Here is a 24123-nt window from a genome sequence, read left to right as displayed (position 1 = left end):
CCAATTCTTACCCATTCAGCCGAAAACCCCTTGCAAACCCGAAAAAAGCGCGCCTACACTGCCCACGCACTGGACATACCGGTAAGACCACAATAATTAAGTCCTCCGCTCTTTCGCCCGCCGCGGCATCGAAGCAGGGACACCGACCAGAGATCCCTCCCATGCTCAAATGGTGCTCGCGTTCGATCTTCCTCCAAGTGGTGTTGGGCCTTGTGCTAGGCATAGCCTGCGGCCTGAGCTTTCCTGAAGTTTCCCTGCAACTCAAACCCCTCGGTGACGGCTTCATCAAGCTGATCAAGATGTTGATCGGGCTGATCGTGTTCTGCGTGGTGGTCAGCGGCATCTCCGGTGCCGGTGACCTGAAAAAGGTCGGGCGCATCGGCCTGAAATCGGTGATCTACTTTGAAATCCTGACCACCATCGCCCTGGTGATCGGCCTGGTGTTCGCCTTTACCTCGGGCATTGGCAGCGGCGCCAACATCCACCTCGACCAGCTGGCCAGCAGCGAAGCCAGCAACCTGGCCGAACGCGGCCAGCACATCCACGGCACTGCAGCGTTTCTCATGGACCTGATCCCGACCTCGGTGGTCGGCGCCTTTGCCGACAACAACATCCTCCAGGTCCTGTTGTTTTCAGTGCTGTTCGGCAGCGCCCTGAACCTGGTCGGTGAAGCGGCCTCGGGCATCTCGCGGCTGATCAACGAACTGAGCCACATCATCTTCCGCATCATGGGCATGATCGTGCGCCTGGCGCCGATCGGCGTGTTCGGTGCCATCGCCTTCACCACCAGCAAATACGGCCTGGAATCGCTGCAGCACCTGGGCGGTCTGGTGGCCTTGTTCTACCTGACCTGCACCGGTTTCGTGCTGCTGATCCTGGGCACCGTGATGCGCCTGTCGGGGCTGAAGATCCTGCCGTTCATCAAGTACCTGCGCGAAGAGCTGACCATCGTCCTCGGCACCGCATCCTCCGACGCCGTGCTGCCGCAGATCATGCGCAAGCTCGAGCACCTGGGCATCGGCAGCTCGACGGTGGGCCTGGTGATTCCTACCGGTTATTCGTTCAACCTCGACGGTTTCTCGATCTACCTGACCCTGGCCATCGTCTTCATTGCCAACGCCACCGGCACGCCGCTAGCCATGACCGACCTGCTGACCATCCTGCTGGTGTCGCTGATTACCTCCAAGGGCGCCCACGGTATTCCGGGTTCGGCGCTGGTGATCCTTGCCGCGACCCTCACCGCGATTCCGGCGATCCCGGTGGTCGGCCTGGTGCTGGTGCTGGCGGTGGACTGGTTCATGGGTATCGGCCGGGCGCTGACCAACCTGATCGGCAACTGCGTGGCCACCGTTGCCATCGGCCGCTGGGAGGGCGATATCGACATGGAACGGGCCAACAATGTGCTGTCGGGCAAACAGGGTTTCGGCTTTGCCCAGCGCAAAACCCCCAACGCCCATCAACAAGAGTTCTGAGCAACAGGGCCGGCAGTACATCTGCCGGCCACAGGAGCAAACCATGCAAGTGTTCTCATGGAGTGACCAATGATTACTTCATCAACCGTCGTCAACTCAGTGGTGGAAAAACTCCGCCAGGCCCTGGCCCGCGGCCAGTGGCGCTCCGGCGACATGCTGCCGGGCCAGCGTGAACTGGCCGAACAACTGGGCATCAGCCGGCCAAGCCTGCGCGAAGCGGTGACCGTGCTGGAAACCCTCGGCCTGGTGCGCTCGATGCCGGGCAAGGGCGTGCTGGTGCTGGACGCCGATGCGGCGCACAGCACCTCGCCCCAAAGTGGTGTCGCCGAGGCCAGCCTGGAGGACGTGCTGCAACTGCGCTACACCCTCGAGCCGTTCATTGTCGGCCTGGTGGCGCAGTCGATCAGCAGCAAGGAAATCGGCCAGCTGCGCCTGACCCTCATGGACATGCGCGAAGCCCTCGAAGCCGAAGACAGCGAAGCCGGGGTCAACGCCTACATCGCCTTCCACGAAGAGCTGTTCACCCTGACCGCCAACCCGATCTTCCAGAGCGTGGTGCAGCAGACCAGCAACGCCCTCAAGCAAAGCGCCGCAGTGCTGCGCAATTCGCCCGAACACCTGGCGGCGCGGCTTGAGGAGAACGAAGCGGTGGTGCGCGCCATCCGCAACAAGAATAGCGCCCAGGCCAGCGCGCAGATGCGCCACCATATCCTTCAGGAAGGCCGGCGCATGGGCATCGAACTGAACATCCCGGACGATCATCCGGGCAACTGACCCCAGGAGTGCGACCATGAACGCCAGCGCCCACGCCCATGACACCGCCCTGCCCCCGTTGCTTGCCCACGGTGAGCGGCGGTTGTCGGCCGAGCAGATCTACCCGCGGCTGTTCGATGCCATCCTCGAACAGCGCCTGGCCCCTGGCAGCGCCCTGACCGAGCAGGCCCTGGGCGATGCCTTCGGGGTCAGCCGTACGGTGATCCGACGGGTGCTCGGACGCCTGTCGGATCAGCAGGTGATCGTCCAGCGACCGAGCCACACCGCACGCCTGGCCGCGCCTGACCCGCAGCATGCACGGCAGATCCTCAGCGCCCGGCGCCTGGCCGAAACCACCCTGATCAGCCTGGCGGCCAAGCGCTCACGGCCGGCCAAGATTCGCCAGTTGCGCGAACTGGTGGCCCGCGAGCGCCAGCACCATGAACAGGGCCAGCGCTGTACGGCGATCCGCCTGGGCGGCGAGTTCCACCTCAAGCTGGCGGAAATGGCCGACAACGTACCGCTGGCGCGTTTTCTCAATGGCCTGGTGCCGCAAACTTCGCTGATTATTGCCCAGTACGAAGCACGGCCGTGCAGCCACTGCGCCTGGCAGGAGCACGCGGCGATCATCGATGCGCTGGAGCAGGGTGACGGCGAGGCGGCGTTGGCATTGATGCATGAGCATCTGGACCATATCGAGGCCAAGCTCGACCTGGAGGATTGACCGAAGGGCCTCATCGCCGGCAACGCCGGCTCCCACAATAGTGGCATGCACCGAACCTGTGGGAGCTGGCCTTGCCAGCGATCGAGTGCGAAGCGCTCGCCTACCAGGCGACAGTTATAGCCTGCCCGCTTTACCATGGCGTCAATCGCCTTGGAGCGCACGCTGATGACACCTACGCAGCCTATGACACCGCAGCAGCGCCAGCAGGTGCGCGTGGCGATGTCTGATGCCTTTGTCGACACCCACATCGAATACCTGTGGATCGCCCGCCACCTGGTGGGCTTTGACCGCGAGCTGCTGAAGGAGATCTTCTACAGCGAAGTTGCCCCCGCCTGCTACGGCAACATCATGACGCCGGTACCGCCGGTCTGGACCGGGTTCGACGAAACCTGGCTGCAGGAGGAGATCGAAGAAACCCTCCAGGCACGCCGCGACAGCTGGTGGCGGCGCCATATCGACCGCCTGTTGAACGCGACCTGGGTGTGGTTTTTCTGCAAGGAGATCTGGGCCGACATCCTCCTGGCCCTGGACGAGGCCGAAGCCGAAGCCGAAGCCGAACAGCAGCCCGAGTGACGGCACCTATACTCAAGTAACCACTCCGCTCGACCTTGCCTGACCACAGGGGGCTGCGCCTTGATTCCGCGTTCCCCACTCATCGCCCTGCTGCTCGCCGTATTCCTGGCGCTGGGCGGCTGCGGCTCACGGCAAAAGGTTAGCGAGCCACCGCCCATCCCGGTCAACGCGGCGACCTGGCAACAGATCGACCGCGACATCATCGACGCTTCGCTGGCGGCCACCAGCTCCGTCAACGACTATGCCCGGCGCTCCATGCGGGTGTGGAAGGACCGAGTGCAGCAGTACACCGAAAGCGACTTCATCCCCTGGTTCACCGGCTACTGGACCCAGCAATGGCTGACCATGAAAGTGGCCTGGTACAAGATGAACAGTGGCGACGGCAGCGAACCTCCGGAAAAGCGCCTGGCTCAGTACCTGCAGGAGCAGTACCACGAACGGGTGCTGGACCCGGTGGCCAAGGAGATCGACCCCGAGGCGATTCGCGACCGGGCCATGGAGCTATACATCCAGCTGCTCGGCCAGCAACTGCAGCAAATCGCCCAGCGCTACCGGGCGCCGCCGGAGCAATTCAACCTGCACCTGACGCGAATCCAGGCGATCGGCCTCGGGCCACCGGCCAACAACAATGCCTCGCTGCATCAGTTGCTGTTCAGCAAGCCGCTGGAACAGCAGCCCGCCTACGCCGCACTGATCAAACGCCTGCACAGCGCCGTGCGTGCCGGCACCCAGCGCTCGGACATCGGCCTGTCATCGGTCGCCCGGCAAGCCAGTGAAAAACTCGGTGCCACCCTGGCGCCACGGGGCATCGCCAGCGCCGTAGCGGCAGCCGTCGGGCGTGCGGCGGGCACGGTGATTTCCCTGGCAGCCACCGGCATCGGCGTGATGACCCACAACCGTGAACAGCCGGCGATGATCGAGCAACTGCGGGTGATTCTTAACGTCGCGCTTAACGAGGAATGGCGCGAACTGATGGAGAACCGCAAGACCGGCGCCATGGCCGGGGTCTACTACCTGTCGGGGGAAATCGAAGACAGCCTGCTGGCTGCCGAAGGCCCCGAGCGCGAGCCGCAGCCCGCCGCCCAGGTAATCACCCTGCCCGCCCAGTAGCAGCCCGGCTTATGCGGCGACACGGTTATCGGGCTGGGCCTGGGCCGAAGTCGGCAAGCCGAAGATGCGGTCGAACAGCCAGTTGTATAGGAAGGTGTAGCAAGGGATCAGGACGATAAATGCCAGGTCCACCACAAAGGCTTCCAGCAGGCTCATGTCCAGCCACCAGGCAATCAGCGGAATCAGGTACACCACCAGGGTCAGCTGAAAACCGATGGCATGCGCCAACCGCCGGGCAACACTGCGCCCGCGCTTGGCCTGGCGGCTTTCCCAGTACTCGAACAGAGTGTTGTAAATGAAGTTCCAGGCCATGGCGATGGTGGTGATCATCACTGCCAGCGGCCCGGTATTGCTCGGCACGCTGTCGGCCAGGTAGGCCAGGCCCAGGGTCGACATGCACAGGCCGATCAGTTCATAGGCGGTCACGTAGACCAGTTTGCGTTTGACACCTTGCACGTTGCTAACCTCGGTTTTGCGCTAAAACGCCGCCCTGCTGGGCAGCTGAGGTGGTCAAGCATGCATCAATGTTCTTGACAGCCAAAGTCAGCAGCTATCAGATTGACTGACAGGAGATTGCCATGAACTTTTCCAGCGACAACATCGAACTGTTTCTCGCCGTGCTCGACCGCGGCTCGTTTTCTGCTGCTGCCCGGGCCTTGGGGCGGGTGCCGTCGGCAGTGAGCATGGCGATTGGTAACCTGGAAGCGGAACTGGGCTTCACCCTGTTCGAACGCACGCACCGGGAAACCCGCCCCACCGCCATGGCCCAGGCTCTGGAGCCGCATGCAAGGATGATCGCCAACCAGCTGGGGCAATTGCAGGTGCATGCCCTGGAGCTGTCCCAGGGGCTGGAAAGCACCCTGAGCATCAGCGTGGTGCCGGACATCGACCACACCCGCCTGCTGGCCGCGATCAGAACCCTCAGCGAGCGCCACCCGCTGCTGGAGGTCGAGGTGCTGAGCGCGCCGCAGGAAGATGCCCTGCAACTGCTGCACGACGGTCGCGTCAGCCTGTGCCTGGCCTTCGCCGGGCTGTCGGTAGACGCCCGCCAGCGCTTTCAGAACATCGGCATGGAGTCGCTGGTGGCCTGCATCGGCCCGCAGCACCCGGCCTTGCAGCAGCGCCCGCGGCAGATCGTCTACCTCGAAGACCTGGCCAACGTAAGGCAGATCCTGGTGGCCAGCCGCGACCTGCCGCTGAGCGATACCCGCGCCCTGATCGGCAAGGCGCACTGGCGCACCGACAGCCTGGCCATGGCCATCGAGATGGTCGAAGCCGGCCTGGGCTGGGGCGACTTTCCGTTGTCGCGGGTGGCGCCGTTGCTGGACGCAGGGCGCCTGGTGCGCCTGAATTTCAGCAATACCCGTAACGAGCTGCAGTTGCCGGTGCATGCCTTCTGGCGCCAGCACCAGCCGTTGCAGAAGGCCGCCCAGGCGCTGGTTCGTTTGCTCGGGGTGCAGTAAAGCTGCCTGGCTGAAACACGCACGCCAGAGCAGGCTGTAGGAATATCCTGTCAGCCCCTGCGGCAAAACTTCCTATCAATTTTTCAGTTTCGCGGCCGATACCCGTCTGGATAGGTACGAGCACACGCCAAAAGCGCCGCTCGGCACTCCTCTTTACTGGCACAAGGTCTCGGAACATGAACCTGAAATTTCGCCACAAGATCCTGCTGTGCGCCTGCGGCGTCGTGGTTCTGGCATTTGCACTGTTCACCCTTTACAACGATTACCTGCAACGCAACACCATCAAACAGAACATCGACTCGTCGGTCAAACAGGCCGGCGCACTGGCTGCCAGTAGTGTGCAGAACTGGATGAGCGGGCGCATTCTGGTCCTGGAAAACCTCGCCCAGGACGTCGCCCAGCAAGGTGCCAACGCCGACCTTCCGGGCCTGGTCGACCAGCCTTCGTACACCAAAAACTTCCAGTTCACCTACGTTGGCCAGGCCAACGGCGTGTTCACCCAGCGCCCGGACGCGAAGATGCCTGACGGCTACGACCCGCGCCAGCGCCCGTGGTACACCGCGGCCGTCGCTGCCAACCAGACCATGCTGACCCCGCCATACATGGCCGCCGTCGGTGGCCTGGTGGTAACCATCGGCATGCCGGTCAAAAGCAAGGCCAACGGCGAACTGCTCGGCGTGGTCGGCGGCGACCTGAGCCTGGCCACCCTGGTAGACATCATCAACGCCGTAGACTTCGGCGGTATCGGTCACGCATTCTTGGTCGACCGTAATGGTCAGGTGATCGTCAGCCCGGACAAAGACCAGGTGATGAAGAACCTCAAGGACATCTACCCGGGCAGCAACCTGCATATCGCCCCGGGCACCCACGAGGTCACCCTGAACAAACAGGACCGGATCATCTCCTTCGCCCCGGTCAGCGGCCTGCCAACGGCTGACTGGTACATCGGCCTGTCGATCGATCGCGACAAAGCCTACGCCGGCCTGAGCCAGTTCCGCACCTCGGCCATTATCGCCATGCTCATTGCCGTGGCGGCCATCGCGGGCCTGCTGAGCCTGCTGATCCCGGTGCTGATGCGTCCGCTGACCACCATGGGCCGCGCCATGCAGGACATCGCCCAGGGCGAAGGCGACCTGACCCGCCGCCTGGTCGTCGAGAACAAGGACGAGTTCGGTGAACTGGCCGGAGCCTTCAACCAGTTCGTCGAGCGTATCCATGCCTCGATTGCCGAAGTGTCTTCGGCCACCCGTCAGGTCCACGACCTGTCCGAGCGCGTGATGAGCGCTTCCAACGCGTCGATCATCGGCTCCGAAGAGCAAAGCATGCGCACCAACAGCGTGGCTGCGGCGATCAACGAGCTGGGCGCCGCCACCCAGGAAATCGCCCGCAACGCCGCCGACGCTTCGCAACACGCCAGCGGCGCCAGCGAGCAGGCCAACGACGGTCGTCAAGTGGTGCAGGAAACCATCTCGGCGATGACCTCGCTGTCGCAGAAGATCAGCGAATCCTGCGAGCAGATCGAAACCCTCAACGCCAGCACCGACGACATCGGCCAGATCCTCGACGTAATCAAGGGCATCTCCCAGCAGACCAACCTGCTGGCGCTCAACGCCGCCATCGAAGCGGCCCGTGCCGGTGAGGCCGGGCGTGGTTTTGCCGTGGTGGCCGACGAGGTCCGCAACCTGGCCCACCGCACCCAGGAATCGGCCGAAGAGATCCACAAGATGATCACCACCCTGCAGGTCGGTTCGCGCGAGGCGGTGCACAACATGAACGCCAGCCAGGTCTCCAGTGAAGAGAGCGTGATGGTCGCCAACCAGGCCGGCGAGCGCCTGAGCAGCGTGACCCAGCGCATCGGCGAGATCGACGGCATGAACCAGTCGGTAGCCGCCGCGACCGAAGAGCAGACCGCCGTGGTGGAAAGCCTGAACCTGGATATCACCCAGATCAACGTGCTCAACCAGCAAGGCGTGGCCAACCTCAATGACACCCTGCGTCATTGCGATGCCCTGGCCCAGCAGGCCGGACGCCTCAAGCAACTGGTCGACAGCTTCAAGATCTAACGCGCAAACAACGAAGGGGCCGTTAATGGCCCCTTTGTTTTATCCCGCCCGCGCTATACCGCCAGCACCCGCTTGGCCCGCCCCAGACGCAACCAGCCGATCAAAACCGCCAGCATCAGCACGAAACCCAGGTAGCCGAAAAACGGATAGACCTGGCCGACCAGGCTGATAAAGCCGATCAGGCTGCAGACAAACGCTGCCACCCCCGCCGCCACCGAACCCAGGCGAAAACTGCGGGTGCCGGCCGGCAACAGCCGCGCCAAAAACGAATACAACGTGCCCACGGCGGTGTTGACGATCATGCCGAAGATGATCACGCACATGATTATCCCCAAGGCCGGGGAGATTTCGCTGGCGATCGACAGCATCGGCATCGGCAGCTCGGCCACGCTGTCCAGGCGCGACAACAGCCCGGCGCTCATCACCAGCATCAGCCCGCCCAACGCCGCGCCACCAAGAATCCCGCCCCAGATCGCGGTCTTCTCCAGACGCGCGGAGCCGCCAAGAATCGCCAGGATCGGCGCCCCGGCAACGATGTTGTACGACACATAAAGGAACGCACCGAGCAGCCAATGGCTGGTGCCCGCCTCCTGCCGGCTGGCCACCTGGTCAAGCTCGGCAAAGCTCAGCTCGCGGGTGAACACCGCGTACAAGGCAATGGCCGTGGCGACCAGGATCAGGAACGGCGTCACCGCACCGATCAGCAGGATCACCTTCTGCACATCCAGGCACACCACCGCCACCACCAGCACGGTCACCAGCACACTGCCGGCCAGCGCCGGAATGCCGAACTGCTGCTCGAGCAAGGCCCCACCGCCGGCAAGCATCACCACAGTGACGGCGAACATGAAAAAGGTGATCAGCAAATCGACGAACAAGCCCAGGTAACGCCCGCAGATGGCGTACACCACGTCCTTGTGCGAGGCGGCCTGCAAGCGATTGCCCAGCCCGGCCAGGGCCATGCCGAGAAAGGTGAACAACGCCGCACTGACCAGCGCCCCAAGCAGGCCCCAGAGGCCGAAGTCGACAAAGAACAGCAACAGCTCCCGCCCCGAGGCGAACCCTGCGCCGACGATCACGCCGATAAAGGCGCCTGCAATTTTCAGCTGCTCTTTCATTTTCAGCCCTCTGGTATCGATGGCCCTTCAGGGCCTTTGTTGTTGTTTTTACCCAGTGTTGCCGTGCTGACTCAGTCGTTGCCGATCCAGGCCTGCACTTCGATCTCTACGTCCACACCCAGGGCCAGGCCGGCGCTGACGGTGGAACGCACCGGGTAGCCGTTGGCAAAAAAGCTTTTGTACACCTCGTTGAAACCGGCGAAATGGGCCATGTCGGACAGCCACACGGTGGCCTTGATCACCTGGTCGAAGCCGACGCCGCACTCGGCCAGGGTTTCACCGATACGCTCAAGCGCCGCCTGGGTCTGGACCTGAATGTCGCCACGCACCACTTCACCGTCGGCGCGCATGGGGATCTGCCCGGAAAGAAACAGAAAACCGCCGACCTTGACCGCCTTGGAAAACGGATATGGCAGGTGGCTGGGAATACGCTCGATAGTCGAACTCATGGGAAATCTCCTTCGGGAATTAACGAAAACGCGCCGGGGACAAGCGTTGCGGCTCGACCCCTTCGGCGCTCAGGGTTGCCGGTAACGGCTGCTCAAGCAACAGCGCGCAGGCCAGTTGTGAAGCGCCTGCGGCGGACTGGATACCATAACCGCCTTGCGCCGCCAGCCAGAAAAAAGCCGGGTTGTGCGGGTCGCGGCCGATCACCAGGTCGCCATCGGCAACAAACGAACGCAACCCGGCCCAGGTGTGGCTGGGGCGGCGAATCGCCAGGGTGGTGATGGCCTCGATGTTGTAGATGCCGATGGCCACGTCGAGCTCTTCGGGCACCACGTCCTGGGGTTCGACCGGGTCGGCGTTTGCTGGCGAGCCGAGCAACTGTCCGGCATCGGGTTTGAAATAAAAACTCTCATCGACGCCGATCACGGCCGGCCAGCGGCTGAAGGCCTGGTCTGGCGGACCGTCGAAGGTAAAGGCTGAGCGTCGGCACGGCTGCAGGCCAACGGGCTGCACACCACAGACTTGTGCAATGTGGTCGGCCCAGGCGCCTGCGGCATTGACCAGTTGGCGCGCCTGAATGCAGCTGCCATCGGCCAGCACGACCTGCCAGTAACCCTCGTGGCAACTGCCCTCGACCACCTCGGCATTGCAGCGTAACTGACCGCCGGCCTGGCGATAACCACGCAAAAAGCCCTGGTGCAGCGCGTGTACATCCAGGTCCATGGCGCCGGGCTCGAGCACCGCCCCGGCCACCACCTCGGCACGCAGGCTCGGCACCAGCGCTAGCGCCCCGTCGCGGTCGAGCAAGCTGACCTCGGTGCCGTTGGCCAGGCTTTGCGCATAGGTGCTGGCGAGCAGCGCCTGTTGCTCCAGGGTCGCCACATACAGGCAACCCCGCGGCTCCAGCAGTGCATGCTCGCAGAAACCTGGCGGCGGCGACTCATAAAAGGCCCGGCTGGCGCGGGTCAATGCCTGGATCTGCGGGGTGCCATAGGCCTCCATGAACATCGCCGCCGAACGCCCGGTGGAGTGGTAGCCGGCCTGTGCTTCGCGTTCAAGCATCAGCACCTGCCGCCCTGATGCCAGCCGATAGCCCAATGAAGCACCGGCAATACCGGCGCCGATGATCACGATGTCGAAGGTCTCTGTCATAGCCATGCAATCACCTGCGAGATGAAATTATCATTTGTGAGAATTCTAATATCTGAGAATTTCGGATTATGCAAGCGCTCACGGTAAGATGCGCATCCGTTTTGCCTGACCGAGATGCTTGATGAGTGCCGACCGCTCCCCTGCCGACGCCCGCCCTGGTGCGCTGCCGCTGATTGACCGCGCCGAAGTTGGCGCGCGCTTGCGCAGCGTGCGCAAGGCCCAACAGTTGACGCTCAAGCAACTGTCGGCGCTGTCTGGGGTGCCGGTCTCGACCCTGTCGAAAATGGAACTGGCGCAGGTTTCGGTGAGCTACGAAAAACTCGCGGCAGCGGCGCGGGCATTGCAGGTGGATATCGCCCAACTGTTTCGCGCCTCAGGCGTAAGCGATGTGCCAGTGCCGACCACCGTGGTGGTCAACTCCCTGCCCAGCGCGCCCGGCTACAGCACCGGCACCTACGACTACCACCCGATTGCCGGCGAATTCCCACAGCGCCTGATGACCCCGATGTACGCGCGAATCATCGCCCGCGAACGGCAACAGTTCGACGAATTCATCCGCCACCCCGGGCAGGAATTTGCCCTGGTGCTCAGCGGGCGGGTGCGGATAGTGTTTGAAACCGGTGAAGCTGTGAGTATCGGCCCGCAGGAGACGGCCTACTTCAACAGCAATGTCGGGCATATTTATCTTTCCGAGACGGAAGATGGCGGCGATGCGCATGTGATGGTGGTGATGACGGATCGGTAACAGCGTTGTCTGTAACACCGCATCGCGGGTCAAGTCGAGACGTCGCACCGCCGCTCCCACAGCGCTACGCGCTCAACAAGAGCGAAGCGAATTGTGCTCTTGATCTTGATCTACCGCCCCGTTAACCCGAAGCGCAGCGTAGGGCCCCTGGTGGGGCAAGCCCTTTGGTTACTTTGGGGCGACTGCCAAAGTAACCCGCCGTAAGGGCGCAAAGGTGACTCCGCGCCACCATCACAACCGGATAAGCCCCTCCTCTCACAGCCACCACCGGTTATAACCTAATAACGAACAAGTCTATTTGGCTATAAAAAAACCTTTATGCTGGCTGCCATCCGATCACGGGCACGTTGGGCGTTTAGGTTACTTATGGATGTAGGTTCTTTCGGTTTCACCATTGCAGGCCTGGTAGTTGGATTCATCGTCGGCATGACCGGCGTCGGCGGCGGCTCGCTGATGACCCCGATCCTGCTCTGGTTCGGCATCAACCCCGCCACCGCCGTAGGTACCGACCTGCTCTACGCCGCCATCACCAAAGCCAGCGGCGTCTGGGTCCACGGCAAAAACAACAATATCGACTGGAAAATCACCGGCTGGCTGACCCTCGGCAGCGTCCCGGCTGCCGCCCTGACCCTGTGGTTCCTCGCCAGCCTCGACGCCGATACCCAGGCCGCCAACGCCATCATCAAACAAGGCCTGGCTGTAGTCCTGGTGCTCACCGCCCTGGCCATCCTGTTCAAAAGCAAACTTCAGGCATTTGCCAGCAAACACGCCGGCGACCGCTACCACCTGAGCGGCACCAGCCTCAACCTGCTGACCGTGGCCACCGGCGTGGTGCTCGGCGTCATGGTCTCGCTGACCTCCATCGGCGCCGGCGCCCTGGGCACGGTGGCATTGTTTCTGCTCTATCCGTACCTGGTCACCCGCCGCCTGGTCGGCACCGAAATCGCCCACGCCGTGCCCCTGACCCTGGTGGCAGGTCTCGGCCATGCGAGCATGGGCAACATGGACTGGTCGCTGCTCGGCTACCTGCTGCTCGGCTCGCTGCCGGGCATCTACATGGGCAGCCACCTGACCGGGCGAATTTCCGACAGCATCCTGCGCCCGTGCCTGGCGGGCATGCTGCTGATGATCGGCTACAAACTGGCGTTCTGATCACTGTCAGGCAACACAAAACCCTGTAGGAGCCGGCCTTGCCGGCGATGGGCTACGCAGTAGCCCCAGGGTCAATCCTGTGTACGCCACAGCACCGGCCACTTGTCCGGCCAGCTCCCGCTGCAATTGCCCATCCGCGCCAGCGAGCGCAATTGCATACGCTCCCCATCGAATCGCCAGCTCTGGTCGATACCACAATCGCCGATGCCCCGCGCCAGGATGAAGCTGCTGAGCACCCCGGTGTCCGGGTCATAGCCCACCGAGCCACCAAAATCCCCCCACTGCTCCTGCGCCGCAATCTTCTCCAGCTGCAGCGCCTTTGCCTGCTCGGGGTGCGTCCGCGAAGTGGTGTACAACGCGTACTCGCAGTTGTAGGCGCCGCAGGCGAAACGAAAGCTGACCAGCGCAGTGTCCTTGCTCAGGGCATAAGCCTGGGCACTGTCCGGGGTCCAATCCGCTTCGGGGTCGCGCCAGTCGTTTGCAGTAGCGGTCATGACCACCTCGCTGATGCGCCTCGCCTCCGCTTCGCCCATCGGCGCGGGGCGTACGAATGGCGCCAACTTGGGCAGCGCTGGCGCAGGCGGCACGGCGCTATCTGGCCCGTCACCGACGCGCACCAAGGCACTGCGGTGCCCAACCCGCCCCTGCACCGAATCGATCAGCAACAACGCAGCCGTCAGGCCGTTGAGGGAACTGCCAAGCTCACCATCATTGCTCTGCGAGGTCAGGCGCGCGCCATTGCGCAAGGCCTTGAGCAGGGCCATGGCCGGCTCGCCGCTGGCGTGCCAGAACACCACGCCGTCCTCCTGCGCATCGCTCAAGGGTAGCGCCAGTGGCTGGCCATCAAGCTGCAACGGCGCCTCCAGCGAGCTTCTGCTGTAGATCGTCACCTGCAACTGGCCATCGATGCCAGCCCCACGCAGCACCTGGATGCCCAGCGGCATATCGGCCTGGACGTCAGCCGCCAGCGCCGTGCACTGGCGGGTATTGTCACAGCCCACCACCCAATCCTTGAGGTGCTGGTACAGCGGTACCGGTTCTGCCGCATTGGCCTGGGTGGCGCCAGGCAAGGCCAGCAAGGTGAGAAAAGCGGCGTGCAGCGGTGCGGTCATGATGAATTCCGTTTCAGGTGAGCCGCGCATTCTAGCGCTGGGCATCCTGAAAGTACTGCTCTAAGGTGATGCCGCCATAGCTGTAGGCCGTTGCCCTGACGTCGAGCAGATGAATGTTGGAATGCGCATGGACATTGCCGATCAACTCGGCCAGCGCCGCGTAAGCCGCCTTCTGGAACGCGGCCTTCTGCTGCTTGGTGTTGGTTTCATCGGTAATGGTCACCTCCAGGCGGAACGAGTTCTGCCCAAGTTCGAGCAGCGATTGGCCGGCAATGAACCAGTCGGCGTGCGGGTGATAACGCACCATCATCAGGGTCCGTTCGGCCTCCTTGTCGAGCAGGCTGCCGGTCAGTTCCATCACCGTGGTGACCAGGCGCTTGGTCAGCGCGGCATCGGCTTGGCCAGACACTGTCAGATTGATACCAGGCATTTTCAGGTACTCCGCTTGAGTGAATTGAAGCTGTACTCTGCCAAGCCGCTATCTAACGAAAAAGCGGGAAGATATGATGGCATCCATCATAAAAACGGGTAGATAGCATGAACCGCTTCGACCTCGATCAACTCCATGCCTTGTTGGTGGTGGCCGCCACTGGCAGTTTTTCTGCCGCCGCACCCGCGCTGTTCCGCTCGCAATCGGCGGTCAGCGAGCAAATCCGCAAACTCGAAGAGCTGTGTGGGACGGCACTGTTTGTGCGTTCGAAACAGGGCGCGCGGTTGACGACTGCGGGCGCGCGCTTGCAAGCCCATGCCGAAAAAATTCTCAGCCTGAACAACTTCGCCGTCCAGGACATGCGCGGCCTGTCGTTGAGCGGTGATCTGCGCCTGGCGATCACCGACTACTTTCGGCCCACGCGCATCCTCGGCCTGCTCAAGCGCCTGGGCGAGCAATACCCGCACCTGCGCTTGCATGTGTCGATCCGCAAAAGCGCCGAAATCGAACAACTGGCGGAGGCCGATGAGTTCGACCTGGGCATTGCCATGCGCGTGCTCGACCCGCCGCAAAGCGCCAGCAAGCATCAACCGTTGCACCGCGAAGCGTTGCACTGGGTCGCTGCTGCAGGCTATCGCCTGCCCGCCAGCGGTGTCGTGCCGCTGGTGGTATTACCGGCGGATTGCGCGTTGCAGCGCTACGCACTCAAACGCCTGGAACACAGCGGCGTAACCTTCAACCTCGCCCACTCCGCCTCGGGTATTGCCGGCTTGCAGATGGCCGTGGCAGCCGGGCTGGGTGTCTCGTGTGTGAATGCCTCGGCCATCGGCGACGGCATCGAGCCACTCAGGAGCGGCGCGGGGCTACCGCACCTGCCAGAGGTGGAGTTCTCGCTGGTCGCACCCCGCGCCGATGAACGCGCACTGATCGCCCAGGTACGCGACATCCTGATCAAGGAGCTGCTGGCCGGCTAGCAGTTGGCTCTTGCGTTATACATATGGAAATTCGTATATTCGAATTTCCATATGTATCAAGGCCGATTCGATGCTCACCCCCGCCACCCTGTTCAAATGCCTTGCCGATGAAACCCGCGCCCGCGCCACGCTGCTGATCGCCCGCGAAGGTGAGCTGTGCGTATGTGAGCTGATGTGCGCGCTCGACGATAGCCAGCCGAAGATCTCCCGCCACCTGGCGCAATTGCGCACCTGCGGCCTGTTGCTCGACCGCCGCCAGGGCCAGTGGGTGTATTACCGGCTCAACCCGCACCTGCCGGCGTGGATCAATCAGGTGCTGCAGCTGACCCTGGAGGCCAACGGCCAGTGGCTCAGCGCCGACAGCGCCCGTTTAGACGGCATGGGTGATCGCCCTGCCCGTGCAACCTGCTGCTGAGGAATGCGCCCCATGCGAATCCTGTTCATGTGCACCGCCAACAGCTGCCGCAGCATTCTGTGCGAAGCGCTGTTCAACCACCTGGCACCGGCCGGTTTCGAAGCGGTCAGTGCCGGTAGCTTCCCCAAGGGCCAGGTGCATCCTCGCAGCCTGTCGACCTTGCAACGCGCCGGCATCGACATCAGCGGCCTGACCAGCAAAGGCAACGACACCTTCGCCGACAACCCGCCGGACATTGTCATCACCGTCTGCGACAACGCCGCTGGCGAAGCCTGCCCGCTGTACTTTGGCCCGGCACTGAAGACCCACTGGGGGCTGGCGGACCCGTCCGAAATCCACGGCACCGACACCCAGCTCGATGCCGCCTTCGACGCCACCCTGGCGCGTATTGCGCTGCGCTGCACAACCTTCCTCGCCCTGCCCTTCGAGCGCCTGAACCGCGACCAGTTGCAGGCTGAAATCGACCGCATCGGCACCCTGTAAAAGGACTCTCCCATGAACGATCAACTGCCCAATCTCGACCTCGACCTGATCCCTGCCAACGCCGCTCATGACGGGCACAAGCCGCGCATCCTGCTGCTTTACGGCTCGACCCGCGAACGCTCGTTCAGTCGCCTGCTGACTGAGGAAGCCGCGCGCCTGCTGGAGCACTTGGGCGCCGAAACCCGGATTTTCAACCCCAGCGGCCTGCCCCTGCCCGACGACGCGCCAGACGACCATCCCAAGGTGGTCGAACTGCGCGACCTCATGCAATGGTCCGAAGGCCAGGTGTGGTGCTCGCCCGAGCGCCACGGCGCCATGTCGGCGGTGTTCAAGGCGCAGATCGACTGGGTGCCGCTGGCCATGGGCGCGGTGCGTCCGACCCAGGGCAAGACCCTGGCGGTGATGCAGGTGTGTGGCGGTTCGCAGTCGTTCAACGTGGTCAACCAACTGCGGGTACTGGGGCGCTGGATGCGCGTGTTCACCATCCCCAACCAGTCCTCGGTGCCCAAAGCCTGGCTGGAATTCGACGGCAACGACCGGATGAAACCTTCGGCCTACTACGACCGCGTGGTCGACGTCATGGAAGAGCTGGTCAAGTTCACCCTGCTGCTGCGCGGGCGCAGCGAGCATCTGGTAGACCGCTACTCCGAGCGCAAGGAGTCGGCCGAGGCCTTGTCCAGGCGCGTCGGCCAGCGCTCGATCTGAACTACTGCTGGCGCCGGACGATATCCAGCCGGTAATGGCAACGGCTGTCGTCATCCAGGCTGATCAGGTCCATGGTCAGTAAATAGTGCCCGGTGATCCCCAGCCCATCGCCCTGGCCGCGAAAGAACTCGCGCAGAACCGGCCACTGCAGCGCATCCTCGAACCCCAGTTCGCGGGCGATGCGGTGGTAGCGGTCGGCGCCTTTGATGCGCAAGCGCACCTGGGCCGGGCTGAACTCGAGCACTTCCAGGCGATATTCCGGGCTGGAGGTAAAAATCGCCGCAGCCACCAATCGGCCCAGCCCACGGGCATCACGCTCGAGCAGCACCTTGCTGGCCATATGCCGGGCCGCCATGCGCCGGCCCAGGCGATAGAACATGCGCTCGGACAGGCGATTGATGTGCTCGCGGCCGAACATTTCCCCTGCCTGCTCCAGCATCAGGCCGTAAAAGGCTGCGGTGATGTTCGACAGCGACTGGGCCATGCCGACCACGCTGTCGGGGAAAAACGCGTGGACCAGCGCCTGCCAGTCCATATCGTCGGGATATCGGTCGTGCTCGCGCAGGGCGGCGGCTTGCAGGAAGGTTTCGGGAAGTCCTTTTCCGGTCGGATTCATTGCCACTGATCTCCATGAAAGGGCCCCATGCATTCATTGCACGGGCGACCCATGAGTGTAGGCAAGCCTTGCTGGCGCTACCTCACCAACCGACGTCCGGCATGCTCACGGCCCATGACGAACTGCAGCAAGCGGTCCATCGGCAATGGCCGGCAGAACCAGAAGCCCTGGCCCAGGCTACAGCCCTGGGCCTTGAGGTAGTCCAGTTGCCCGCGGGTTTCGATGCCTTCGGCCACCACCTGGATATCCAGGCTCTCGGCCAGCATCAGGTAGCCATTGACGATGGCCTGATCGATGGGGTTGCTCTGCACTTCGTTGATGAACACCCGGTCGATCTTGAGCTTCTCGAACGGCAAGGCGCGCAAGGTGCTGGGCGATGAATAACCGGTGCCGAAATCGTCGATCGACACGCGCACGCCCATGCCCTGCAACAGCAGGATATTCTGCCGGGCCTGCTCGATATCCTTGAGCGCGACAGTCTCGGTCACTTCGATTTCCAGGCGGTTTGCCGCCAGCCCGCTGCGCTCCAGCGCCGCCGTGAGCTTGGCGACAAAGTCGCACTGCATGAACGAATAGCCGCTCATGTTCACCGCCACCGGCACATCCAGCAGGCCGGCCTCGATCAGCGCACGGTTGTCGGCGCAAGCCCGGGTCACCACCCAGTCATTGAGTGCCGACATCAGCCCGTTTTGCTCGGCCAGGGGGATGAACACCTCGGGCGACACCGGGCCATTGGCGCCGTCGTTCCAGCGCAGCAAAGCCTCAAGGCCGGTGATCCGCTGCGGGTCGGCCAGCTCGAATTGCGGCTGGTAATGCAACTGCAGTTGCTGTGCGTCGATGGCCTGGCGCAAGCGCTCCAGACGCTGCTGTTCGCGATGCTGGGTAACGCGCATGGCCGGGTTGAAACAGGCGATGCGATTGCCGCCGGCCTTCTTCGCCTGGTACATGGCAAAGTCGGCATCGATGATCAGTTGATCGGGCGCAGGTGTTACGCCCTCCGGGCAATTGGTGCAGGTACTGACGCCAAGGCTTGCGCGTACGGTCAGGGCCATGCCGTCAATGCCCAGCGGGGTCTGCAGGCAGTCGAACAGGCGCGTGGCCAGGCTCATGCCACCCTGCTCGGCAAACGCCTGGCGCACGACTACGACGAACTCGTCACCACCGACCCTGGCCAGCAAGCCGGCACCAGCCAGGCACTGGCGAAAGCGCTCGGCGACGCCGACCAGTACCCGGTCGCCGACGTTGTGACCATGGTTGTCGTTGATGATCTTCAAGCCATCAAGGTCGATGAACACCAGCACCAGTTGCTCCCCGCGCGCCAGCGCCAGGGCGATCTCCTGTTGCAGGCGCTCGTGCAGGGCGCTGCGGTTCATGCAATGGGTCAGGGTGTCGTGGCTGGCCAGGTGGTTGATGCGCCGGTGCATCTGCAACTGCTCGCTGATGTCGTAGCAGACCCCGATCAGCAATTGCCGGCCACCGAGCGACAGTTCGCCGACACTCACGTGCAAGTCGAACAGCGAGCCGTCCTTGCGCTTGCCGAGCAGCTCGCGCACCAGGCCATTGAGCTTGCGCCCGCCGCCGGCGCGGTAGGACGCCAGGCACTGGTCATGGCGCTCGGCGTAGGCCTTGGGCATCAACCGGGTAATACTCGCACCGGCCAGTTCGCCGAAGCTGTAGCCGAACAGCTTCTGCGCCGCGGCATTGATCGCCTGCACCCGCCCCCACTCATCGGTGATGACGATGGCATCGGCGGCGGCCTCGAAAATCGCATAGGGAATGCTGGTCAGCTCGCGCTCGGCGTTGGCCGCAAGCTTGTCGAAATCCTCTCGGGTCATGATCGCGGCCTAGCGGTTGAACCGGTCCACCAGCGCATACATCTCATGCGCCGTGTGCTCAAGCTCGCGGCCAATACTGGCGGAACTGGCGGCAATGTCGACGTTCTGCTCGGACACTTGGGCGATGGTGGTGATCTGCCGGCTGATGTCCTCGGCAACATGGGCTTGCTGCTCGGAGGCGGCGGCCATCTGCTCGGTCATCTGGTGGATATGCTCAACCGCCACGCCAATGCCTTCCAGGGCGTTCTGTGTGGCGATCACCTGGTCGACACCGGCATGGGCCTCGTCACTGCCCTGGCGGGCGATATCCACCGCCTGGTTGGCGGCGCTGTGCAGCGACTGGATGATGGTCTGAATGGTTTCGGTTGACTCCTGGGTCTTGAACGCCAGCGCCCGTACCTCATCAGCGACCACGGCAAAACCACGGCCCTGCTCGCCGGCCCGGGCCGCTTCGATGGCGGCGTTGAGTGCCAGCAGGTTGGTCTGGTCGGCGATCTGGCGGATCATGTTCGAGGCGATCTGGATCGACTGGGTCTCGTCGGCAAAATTCTCCACCGACTGGCTGATCTGGTTCACGGTGTCCTGCAGTTTTTCGATCACCAGGCGAGTCTTGCCGGCTTCTTCGGAACCGACCCGGGTCAGCTGGTTGACGTCGTCGGCTTCGCGGGCGGTGTCGTGGATATGGGTCGAAACCTCGGAGATCGACGCCGCCATCTGGGTCATGGCGGTAGCGGCCATGTCGGTCTCGTCGCGCTGGCGCTGCAACGACGACTCGGAGGCCTGGGCCAGCTTGCCGCTTTCGCCGGCCATGGTTTCGGTCTTCTGCGCGTAGTCGCCGGAGCGGCTGAGGGCGGTGCGCACCTTGGCCTGTTCGCTGATCAGCGACATCATCAACTGCGCCACGGCGCCGTGCTCGTCGGTGTAGGTGCGGGCAATCAGCTCGCTGTCGAAGCTGTCGGCGGTGGCGCGCCGGGCCAGGGCGAACTTGCGCTGCAGGTTCCAGTGCGCCGCCACCTGCATGCCGACAAAACCGCAGGCCAGCACGGCCAGTGCCGCCCAGCTATCGAGGTACCACACGGCCGCAAGGCAGGGCACGCCAAATGCCACCGGTGCCAGCGCCTGCTCTTTTACAGCCTTGGCCAGATGCTTGAAACTCCAGCTCTTCTTGCCCGTGAGCATACGCTGGTAAAGCGCGGCGGCACGCTCGATATCGGCGCGTTGCGGCTTGACCCGCACCGACTCGTAGCCCACCACTGCAGCCCCTTCGAGGATCGGCGTGACATAGGCACTGACCCAATAGTGATCGCCATTGCGGCAGCGGTTCTTGACGATGCCCATCCAGCTTTTGCCGGCCTTGAGGTACGACCACATGTGGGCAAACACCGCCTCCGGCATGTCCGGGTGGCGGACGATATTGTGCGGGCTGCCTATCAGTTCTTCACGGCTGAAGCCACTGATGGCCACCAGCTCGTCGTTGCAGTAGGTCAGGTTGCCGTGCAGGTCGGTGGCAGAAATCAGCCGCTGTTCGTTCTGGAAGATAACTTCCTGCTGGGTGACCGGCAGATTGCTTCTCATGCGCTGGGTATCCGTTATTGCGAGATCAATCGGGTGTAATTACCCGCATTGTAGGTGTGGCAATTGGCCATACCTCATGAATAGAGCGGCTGCAGCTATAGCGATATGGAATACCTGGTTAATTTTGCTCGCTGGGCTGATTAGCCAGGGTCAGGCATTCACGGAACAGCCGGCTGGCCGGGTCGAGGCTGCGATTGGCCGAGTAGAAACAGCCGATGCTGCCAAAGCTCAACGGCTTGCCGAGGTCGAACGCCTTGAGCTTGCCGCCCTGGGCCAACTGCTGGGTGGTTTGCAGGGGGAAGAAGCCGATGGTTTGTTGGTCCTGCATCAATTCGTAGTTGGTCAGGGCCGCGATCGACTCGATGACGTTGGCCGGCGGCCCCAGGTCCAGTTCTTCGAACAGGCGGTCGACGGTACGCCGCAACAAGCCGCTGCGCGGCGGCAGAATCCACGGGAACGGATGCAACTCGGCCAGGCTCAGCGGCCGGCCGCTGTCGTGCAATGGGTGCTCGGCACCGGCGACGATGCACAGCCCCTCTTCGCACAGCACATCGACCTTCAGCCGCGGCTCATACTCATGCCAGCGCCAGTCGTCGGGGATGCGCCCGACGACAATATCCAGCTCGCCGGCCAGAAGGCTTGAGAACAACTGGTCCATATGCCCGACCCGCACCGTCACCAGCACTCCCGGCGCGCTCTCCTTGAGCAGGCGCAAGGTATGCGGCAACAGCAAGGCCGATGACGAGGTCAGCGAGCCGACCATGACCTGGCCGGTGGTACCGCTGTGGTAGGCGTTGACCTCGTCGGTGAGGCTGCGCAGTTCTGTGAGCATGGCATGGGCGCGGCGCACCACTACCCCGCCCAGCTCAGTGGCACGCACCCCGCGGTTGCCGCGCACCAGCAAGGCGGCACCGAGGAAGGCTTCCATTTCGTGGATGATCTTGGTCACGGCTGGCTGGGTCAGGTTCAGCGCCTGGGCAGCGCCCACCAGAGAGCCGCTGCGCAGCACCTGGTCGAAGACCACCAATTGATAGAGTTTGAGTTTGCGGGCAACAGAGACAACGGTCGACTTCATGGGTAACACCGGATGATGATTGAGCACTGCGCGGTGGCGCACTCAACCTAACGGGCGATTCCTTATTGTTTTATAAACTTTCACACCGAAACTTCGCAGCGTGGCGGGGAGAGTTATTCATTCCTTTAAATTCAATATAGAGCGCGCAGGCGAGCAAAAAACTGATGCAGATCATCAATTTAGGTGAGAAAAAAAGGTAGGGAGAGAGGGTGCGGCGGGGGTTATTTTCCGAGCATAACATACTTTCAGACATCGGCAAGGCAACGGCTTCCTTGTTATTCCAAACAGCCTATAAAGCAGGCGGTTAACGTTTAAATAAAAATAACGAACACAACTATAACAACTTGGAATACCTGGAAGGTTTATTATTTCTGCTTGCCCGACAGACATGAAAAACCCCGCTCGGGGCGGGGTTTGCTCTGGCGGTGACGGTCAGAAGGATTCGACCGGCTTCTGCGCCGCAGCTTCGGCTTTTTCCATCTCCAGGTTAGGAAAGGAGAAGCGGATGTACAGCGCCGAGTCAGCCCCCTCACCGGTCAGCATCAGCTCGGCGCAGCGGATGTTATCTGCAGAGCCATTTAGCAAGGTGGGGACACTGGAGTATTTCTTCGAGGTATCGGCCCCCTCAAGAAAGGTGTAAGTGAAATCCCCCGCCGCGACGCCCACTTCTTCATAGCGGGTATACCGGGTCAAGTAGTCGTCGCGATTGCGCGCACTGCTCGCCAGCTCGATCAAGTCCAATTGCGTGTTGGCGTCCGACATCGAACTCAACATGAACGTCTTGTTCAGTGCTGTCATGGCGTTGGTGTAGATCTCCTGATCGAAGTCACTGATCAGCGAAACCGTGTTCAGTTTGCCGCCTGCAAACACCAGGGCCAGGGTAAATTTGTGGCCGATAAAGTCCACATCATCCTTGCACATGGCGGGAGCGAGAAGATCTTCCGAGCAGTCGTAATAGCCCTTGGCTTCGGTATAGGCTGACCGTGGCGAGTCAAAGGCAAAATCCTTGAACAGCTTTTCTTCGGCCATTGCCGACGAGCTGGCTCCGAGGGTCACGGCCAAGGCCAATCCGAGAGAACCCATTTTTTTCGACATCAGACATTCCCTTGCAGGTGAGCAAAATCTTCGTTAATGGCTCAATGCTATCGCATCCTGAGCACTGATGTCCCAGCGTTGCTCCTTGACGCCTCGCAAGCGTCCAGTTTTCTTGACACATCGAAAGAGACTCAGTAATTTTTCCGCCCCTCCTTTTCGGCTACCTCTGCCGTGCACTGCCCAGGCGTTAACTCGCGAAGCGGTCATACAGATGCCGACACTTATACGGTCGCTATCCACTGGCGTGCCTCCATCTCCGATATCAAGTGTACAAGGATGATTTGATGATCATTCGTCAGGCTAATACTGCCGACTACCCGCTACTGCTCGACATTTGGCTGCGCTCCGTGCGCGCTACTCACCACTTCCTGCAAGCGTCCGACATAGACGCGTTGCTCCCGCAACTGCGCAACGTCTACCTACCGGCTGTTGAGTTATGGGTTGCAGTAGATACTGAAGACTGCCCACTGGGTTTTATTGGGCTCAATCAAACGCACGTAGAAATGCTCTTCATTGATCCCGACCTAAGTGGGCAAGGTATTGGCCGAGCGCTACTGGATTACGCCCGCGGTTCGAGGGATACGATGAGCGTTGACGTAAACGAGCAAAATCCCCAGGCGGTGGGGTTTTATCTGCATTACGGCTTTGTTCAAACCGGCCGCTCCCCTTTGGATGGCGAAGGCCGACCGTTCCCGTTGCTGCACATGCGCTTGCCCAGCTAAGGCGTGAGAAAAAATCGCTCCTGCGCCTCCGCGTAGGGGCGATCCATACGCATGGACTAGCGCACCTTTGTTTTTGATTCGCGTCGGGAAGCTGTAGCAAACCGCGCAGAGCAAAACACCCCTGAATGGCTACAAACGCGTCGTAGAACATGCCCCTAGAATCCGCCTCAACCCCAGTAAACCTGCGCCCTGAGCCGTCCCGCCGGTTCAGCGTTGCATCTATGATGGATTGGACACACTAACTACGAACTCCTTTAAAACAAAGGGTTACAGCACACGTTCCATTTTCCCGTACCATTTTTGTACCATCACAA

24 protein-coding genes and 3 pseudogenes are annotated in these 24123 nt (G+C 62.2%); 15 read left to right on the top strand and 12 right to left on the bottom strand.

Features of this window, described 5'->3' with window-relative positions:
• The first annotated feature begins 161 nt into the window (after positions 1-161).
• The 5 genes from ABIE20_RS16220 (at position 162) to ABIE20_RS16200 (ending at position 4632) form a co-directional block, all read left to right on the top strand.
• Positions 162-1472 (top strand): C4-dicarboxylate transporter DctA, encoded by a 1311-nt coding sequence (locus ABIE20_RS16220; protein WP_038994418.1) that lies wholly within the window; start codon positions 162-164, stop codon positions 1470-1472.
• A gap of 69 nt (positions 1473-1541) precedes the next feature.
• Positions 1542-2246 carry a FadR/GntR family transcriptional regulator gene (locus ABIE20_RS16215; protein ID WP_429505908.1) on the top strand — a complete coding sequence of 235 codons (705 nt, stop codon included), beginning with the start codon at positions 1542-1544 and terminating at the stop codon, positions 2244-2246.
• 16 nt (positions 2247-2262) lie between these two features.
• Positions 2263-2949 carry a GntR family transcriptional regulator gene (locus ABIE20_RS16210; RefSeq protein ID WP_429505907.1) on the top strand — a complete coding sequence of 229 codons (687 nt, stop codon included), beginning with the start codon at positions 2263-2265 and terminating at the stop codon, positions 2947-2949.
• A 165-nt stretch (positions 2950-3114) separates the two neighbouring features.
• On the top strand, positions 3115-3522 hold the full coding sequence (locus ABIE20_RS16205) for a DUF7079 family protein (protein ID WP_429505906.1): 408 nt from the start codon (positions 3115-3117) through the stop codon (positions 3520-3522).
• A 63-nt stretch (positions 3523-3585) separates the two neighbouring features.
• Positions 3586-4632, top strand: a complete 1047-nt coding sequence (locus tag ABIE20_RS16200) for a hypothetical protein (protein ID WP_429506048.1) — start codon at positions 3586-3588, stop codon at positions 4630-4632.
• A gap of 9 nt (positions 4633-4641) precedes the next feature.
• On the opposite strand, the gene ABIE20_RS16195 is transcribed toward ABIE20_RS16200, so the two are convergent.
• Entirely contained in the window at positions 4642-5088 is a 447-nt protein-coding gene (locus tag ABIE20_RS16195) for a PACE efflux transporter (protein WP_429505904.1), read from the bottom strand.
• A gap of 122 nt (positions 5089-5210) precedes the next feature.
• Between ABIE20_RS16195 and ABIE20_RS16190 the strand changes: the two genes are divergently transcribed.
• The 3 genes and pseudogenes from ABIE20_RS16190 to ABIE20_RS16180 all read left to right on the top strand — a co-directional run bounded on the left by ABIE20_RS16190 (position 5211) and on the right by ABIE20_RS16180 (position 8158).
• Complete coding sequence (locus tag ABIE20_RS16190; RefSeq protein WP_429505903.1) at positions 5211-6095, top strand: LysR family transcriptional regulator; 885 nt, start codon at positions 5211-5213, stop codon at positions 6093-6095.
• A 176-nt stretch (positions 6096-6271) separates the two neighbouring features.
• Positions 6272-7255, top strand: a pseudogene (locus ABIE20_RS16185) (cache domain-containing protein); the annotation flags it as partial.
• 117 nt (positions 7256-7372) lie between these two features.
• Positions 7373-8158 (top strand): methyl-accepting chemotaxis protein, encoded by a 786-nt coding sequence (locus ABIE20_RS16180; RefSeq protein WP_371128674.1) that lies wholly within the window; start codon positions 7373-7375, stop codon positions 8156-8158.
• Between the two features lie 53 nt (positions 8159-8211).
• Here the strand turns inward: ABIE20_RS16180 and ABIE20_RS16175 are convergent, their stop codons facing one another.
• From ABIE20_RS16175 to ABIE20_RS16165, 3 genes are all read right to left on the bottom strand, one after another.
• Positions 8212-9276 (bottom strand): YkvI family membrane protein, encoded by a 1065-nt coding sequence (locus ABIE20_RS16175; RefSeq protein WP_429505902.1) that lies wholly within the window; start codon positions 9274-9276, stop codon positions 8212-8214.
• A 71-nt stretch (positions 9277-9347) separates the two neighbouring features.
• Entirely contained in the window at positions 9348-9725 is a 378-nt protein-coding gene (locus tag ABIE20_RS16170; protein ID WP_429505901.1) for a RidA family protein, read from the bottom strand.
• Positions 9726-9744: 19 nt separating this feature from the next.
• Positions 9745-10875: an NAD(P)/FAD-dependent oxidoreductase gene (locus tag ABIE20_RS16165; protein WP_429506046.1), complete on the bottom strand. Its 1131-nt coding sequence runs from the start codon at positions 10873-10875 to the stop codon at positions 9745-9747.
• A gap of 121 nt (positions 10876-10996) precedes the next feature.
• Here ABIE20_RS16165 and ABIE20_RS16160 point away from each other — a divergent pair, with 121 nt between their 5' ends.
• Positions 10997-11620, top strand: coding sequence for a helix-turn-helix domain-containing protein (locus ABIE20_RS16160; RefSeq protein WP_429505900.1), 624 nt, complete (start codon positions 10997-10999; stop codon positions 11618-11620).
• 366 nt (positions 11621-11986) lie between these two features.
• Entirely contained in the window at positions 11987-12772 is a 786-nt protein-coding gene (locus tag ABIE20_RS16155; protein WP_429505899.1) for a sulfite exporter TauE/SafE family protein, read from the top strand.
• A gap of 71 nt (positions 12773-12843) precedes the next feature.
• Here the strand turns inward: ABIE20_RS16155 and ABIE20_RS16150 are convergent, their stop codons facing one another.
• Together ABIE20_RS16150 and ABIE20_RS16145 are read right to left on the bottom strand one after the other, a co-directional pair.
• Positions 12844-13884 (bottom strand): DUF1176 domain-containing protein, encoded by a 1041-nt coding sequence (locus ABIE20_RS16150; protein ID WP_429505897.1) that lies wholly within the window; start codon positions 13882-13884, stop codon positions 12844-12846.
• Between the two features lie 31 nt (positions 13885-13915).
• A complete protein-coding gene (locus ABIE20_RS16145) occupies positions 13916-14314 on the bottom strand; it encodes a tautomerase family protein (protein WP_429505896.1) in 399 nt (132 codons plus the stop codon).
• A 107-nt stretch (positions 14315-14421) separates the two neighbouring features.
• Here ABIE20_RS16145 and ABIE20_RS16140 point away from each other — a divergent pair, with 107 nt between their 5' ends.
• The 4 genes from ABIE20_RS16140 to arsH all read left to right on the top strand — a co-directional run bounded on the left by ABIE20_RS16140 (position 14422) and on the right by arsH (position 16891).
• On the top strand, positions 14422-15288 hold the full coding sequence (locus ABIE20_RS16140) for a LysR family transcriptional regulator (protein WP_429505895.1): 867 nt from the start codon (positions 14422-14424) through the stop codon (positions 15286-15288).
• Between the two features lie 70 nt (positions 15289-15358).
• Positions 15359-15703: a metalloregulator ArsR/SmtB family transcription factor gene (locus ABIE20_RS16135; RefSeq protein ID WP_429505893.1), complete on the top strand. Its 345-nt coding sequence runs from the start codon at positions 15359-15361 to the stop codon at positions 15701-15703.
• Between the two features lie 12 nt (positions 15704-15715).
• Entirely contained in the window at positions 15716-16186 is a 471-nt protein-coding gene (locus tag ABIE20_RS16130) for an arsenate reductase ArsC (RefSeq protein WP_429505892.1), read from the top strand.
• A gap of 12 nt (positions 16187-16198) precedes the next feature.
• A complete protein-coding gene (gene arsH, locus ABIE20_RS16125) occupies positions 16199-16891 on the top strand; it encodes an arsenical resistance protein ArsH (protein ID WP_429505891.1) in 693 nt (230 codons plus the stop codon).
• 1 nt (position 16892) lies between these two features.
• Here the strand turns inward: arsH and ABIE20_RS16120 are convergent, their stop codons facing one another.
• The 6 genes and pseudogenes from ABIE20_RS16120 to ABIE20_RS16095 all read right to left on the bottom strand — a co-directional run bounded on the left by ABIE20_RS16120 (position 16893) and on the right by ABIE20_RS16095 (position 23087).
• The gene (locus ABIE20_RS16120; RefSeq protein WP_429505889.1) at positions 16893-17507 is read right to left on the bottom strand and encodes a hypothetical protein; all 615 of its coding nucleotides are present in this window, start codon (positions 17505-17507) and stop codon (positions 16893-16895) included.
• A gap of 77 nt (positions 17508-17584) precedes the next feature.
• Positions 17585-19342, bottom strand: a complete 1758-nt coding sequence (locus ABIE20_RS16115) for a putative bifunctional diguanylate cyclase/phosphodiesterase (protein WP_429505887.1) — start codon at positions 19340-19342, stop codon at positions 17585-17587.
• A 9-nt stretch (positions 19343-19351) separates the two neighbouring features.
• A pseudogene (locus ABIE20_RS16110) lies at positions 19352-20299 on the bottom strand (methyl-accepting chemotaxis protein); the annotation flags it as partial.
• 360 nt (positions 20300-20659) lie between these two features.
• Positions 20660-20917, bottom strand: a pseudogene (locus tag ABIE20_RS16105) (PAS domain S-box protein); the annotation flags it as partial.
• A gap of 118 nt (positions 20918-21035) precedes the next feature.
• Positions 21036-21992, bottom strand: coding sequence for a LysR family transcriptional regulator (locus tag ABIE20_RS16100; protein ID WP_429505885.1), 957 nt, complete (start codon positions 21990-21992; stop codon positions 21036-21038).
• A gap of 432 nt (positions 21993-22424) precedes the next feature.
• Positions 22425-23087, bottom strand: a complete 663-nt coding sequence (locus ABIE20_RS16095) for a hypothetical protein (protein WP_429505884.1) — start codon at positions 23085-23087, stop codon at positions 22425-22427.
• Positions 23088-23371: 284 nt separating this feature from the next.
• Here ABIE20_RS16095 and ABIE20_RS16090 point away from each other — a divergent pair, with 284 nt between their 5' ends.
• Positions 23372-23809, top strand: a complete 438-nt coding sequence (locus tag ABIE20_RS16090) for an acetyltransferase (protein WP_429505883.1) — start codon at positions 23372-23374, stop codon at positions 23807-23809.
• Positions 23810-24123 lie beyond the last annotated feature (314 nt).

It is taken from the genome of Pseudomonas sp. 2835 (genome assembly GCF_050435905.1).
Classification (GTDB): Bacteria; Pseudomonadota; Gammaproteobacteria; order Pseudomonadales; family Pseudomonadaceae; genus Aquipseudomonas.
This window is presented reverse-complemented; position numbering and strand designations above follow the sequence as displayed.